We start from the raw sequence: 2,886 nt of genomic DNA, 5'->3' as shown, positions 1-2,886 counted from the left end.
CTACCGCAACAAAACAAAGTCCCCCTTATACACCACCGTCTCCCCGTCGCGGAAACGGACGGTAGCGGAGTACACAAAGACCTGCGGATTCATCACCCTTCCCTTGTGGAAACCATCCCAGCCGAAAGCCGGGTCGTTGGGCAGGAAGCCTCCCAAAGATCCATCAGCCGTCGGGGCCAGGTTGGCCGTAAATACCGCTTCGCCCCAACGGTCGTAGATGGCGAAGTCCTGAATGGACTCCACCTCATCGAGGTCGCCGTTGATGAAGAAGATGTCGTTGATGTTGTCGCCGTTGGGGCTGAAGGCCGTCGGGAAGTACACCGGCCGGTCTTTGCGGACCAGCAGCATCTGCCGGTCGGTCGCCCGGCAGCCGAGTTCATCGACCACGGTGACGGAAATCATCTGGGTCTCGCGGGCCACGAAGGAAATACCGGCGGTTTCCCCGTCGGTTTTCAGGCTGTCGGGCTGCCAGAGCAGGGTATCGATGGCGTTGCCACCGTTGATGCTGGCGGTGATGAAGATCTCTTCGCCGTAGTTGACCGAAGCACTATCGCCGGGGAAACGCAGGCGGATGGTCAGTTCCTCTGGCTGCGTCAGGTCCAGCAAAATGTTGCTGAAACAGCCGTTGGCGTCGATCACCTGCAGGTCGTACTGCTGGGGCATCAGACCACCAAAGAGGGTCGTCTGCCCGCGCTCTTCACCGTTGAGCAGGAAGCGGTAGGGAGGCCGGCCACCGTTGACGCCCGTCACCAGAATCGCTCCGTCGTCGGCCTGGAAACAGGAAATCTGGCTGATTTCCACCTCCATCACCGGTGCTTCGGTCTCGGAATCCACGGTCACTTCGCTGAAGGCGCTGCAACCAATGGCGTTGGTCACTTCCAGGCGGTACACGCCCGGCTGGCCAACGTCAATCAGCAACTGATCGGCGTCCATAATCACCACGTTGGGGTCGGCGCTGGTCCACAGGTAGGTGTAGCCCGGACCCATTTCGGAAGCGCTGCCGTTGAGCGTTACCATGCCCGTGTTGCAGGTCAGGGTCTGGCCCTGCCCCGCGTTCGCCACGGGTGCGGCGAGGAGGCGCAGGCTCACTTCCGCCGTGGCGTCGGGACAACTGCCCCCCTCCACCGTGTAAGCGAAACGGTAGTTTCCGGGTGCCAGTCCCGCTGGGTTGAACTGCCCGGTGGCCGGATCCAGGCTGCCGTTGGGCACGCCGCTGCCTGTCACTACGGACCACACCCCACCAGCGTCAGCACCGGTCAAACGGCTGCTCAGGTCGACCATTTCCGTCGTGCCCACGCAGCGTTCCAGGGCGTCCTGGGCGGCGGTGCCGGCCGAGACGGGCATTTCTACGGTGACCATTTGGCTGGTCGTCGTCGCGCAACCGTTGGCCGTCACGGTCAGGCTAACCGCGTAGGTACCAGCCAGCGGCCAGCGCAGATCGTAGCGTTGGTTGCCGTTGTCGGTGACCGCCGCGCCGGCAAAATCCCAGGTGTAGGTGGCCTGTGGATCGACCGTGCCGAGGACGGCCAGAGCCGTATTTGTAGCCGCACAAATCAGGTCGTCGGAGACAGAAAAATCAGCTGCGGGCAGTGCAAAGACCTCCACCAGCAGCACGTCTTCGTAGCTGCACAGCGCCTCCTGGACGTAGCTGACGCGCAACAAATGCTGTCCGATGCCCGCCACGGAAGGGTCAAAACTGAAGCTGCCGTCGTTGTTGGCGATCACGCCGGGACCGGTCCAGGTAGTGACGCCGGAGCCGTCCGCGCCGCTCAAATTGGCCATCAAGGTGACGCGGGTGGTGGCGTCGGCGCAGAACTCGGTTTGCGCGGCCGCAGGTGCAAAGGTCACTTGGGGGCAAAGCCGGGCACTGCAAGCCACGTCTGCGCTGGCCGGGCTCAGGTCGCAAGTCGTCCCGCTCCGGACGGACCGCACACGGATCGACACCGTCTCTCCGAAGCCGAGGCCGCCAATGAAGAAGCTGTTCTCCGCCTGCGTAGCCCCGAAGGGCCCGCCGTTGACGCTCACCTGGTAGCCGAGGATGGCCTCGGGCACCAGCGGCCATTCAAAAAGGACACCGTCGAGGTCCTGCCGCGCGCAGAAGGGCACGGGAGCCGCCAGCGTAGGCGTCACCTCAATGGTAAACTGGTTGCTCACCGTACACTCCGCCGTAGCGGTGATGGTGACGGTCTTGGTGCCGGGAGTGTCCCAGCGGACGGAGTAGGTCTGGTTGCCGAGATCGGTGGGGATGCCGCCGTCCCAGTCCCAGACGTAGGTCGTGCCCGCATCCACGGGGTCGGCCAGCGAGACGTCAATGGCGGTGCCGGCACAAACCTGGGCTGGCGTAGGATCCAGGCCTGCCAGAGGCAACCCGAAGATGGTCATCGTGACTTCGTCCTGGGAGTCGCAAATGGAAGGGCCGTCGTAGGCCACCGTCAGGACGTGTACCCCCGGGCCAACGGCGGTGGGATCGAAGAAGAAGTTGCCGTTATTGACCACCACGCCGGGGCCGCTCCAGGTGAAGGAGCCCTGTGGCGTGCCGGCGGTCAGCGTGGCGGAGAGGGGCAGCAGGTCAGTGTCTTGTCCGTTGCAGAACTCGGTGTCGGGCGTGGTAGCCATGGCCAGTCCGGGCGGACAAGGGGCGGTGCTGCACTCCAGCGTCGTGGTTGGGCCGTCAGGGCAGGGGCCGGTGCCCGTGGCGTAGATGGAAATCGTCAGGGTAGTCCCCGGATCGAGGCCACTGACGGTGAAGCTCGTCTCGGCGGCCGTCAGGGTGGCGGAGTTGCCGTCACTGAAGTCCAGCTCATAGCCCGTCGCCCCCACTACCGGATCCCAGTTGAAGGTGATGGATTCCAACTCCTCGGGCGTGCCGCAGCTGACGACCGGCGC

General features: G+C 64.1%; 1 protein-coding gene. It reads right to left on the bottom strand.

Annotated features, from left to right (window positions below):
* Positions 1-2,886, bottom strand: a 2,886-nt coding sequence (locus H9S92_RS02215) for a T9SS type B sorting domain-containing protein (RefSeq protein ID WP_187465097.1), incomplete at its 5' end; no start/stop codon positions are given.

This window comes from Neolewinella lacunae (assembly GCF_014349155.1).
Lineage (GTDB): Bacteria > Bacteroidota > Bacteroidia > Chitinophagales > Saprospiraceae > Neolewinella > Neolewinella lacunae.
The sequence above is the reverse complement of the archived record's forward strand: the minus strand, read 5'-3'. Positions and strand labels throughout refer to the sequence as shown.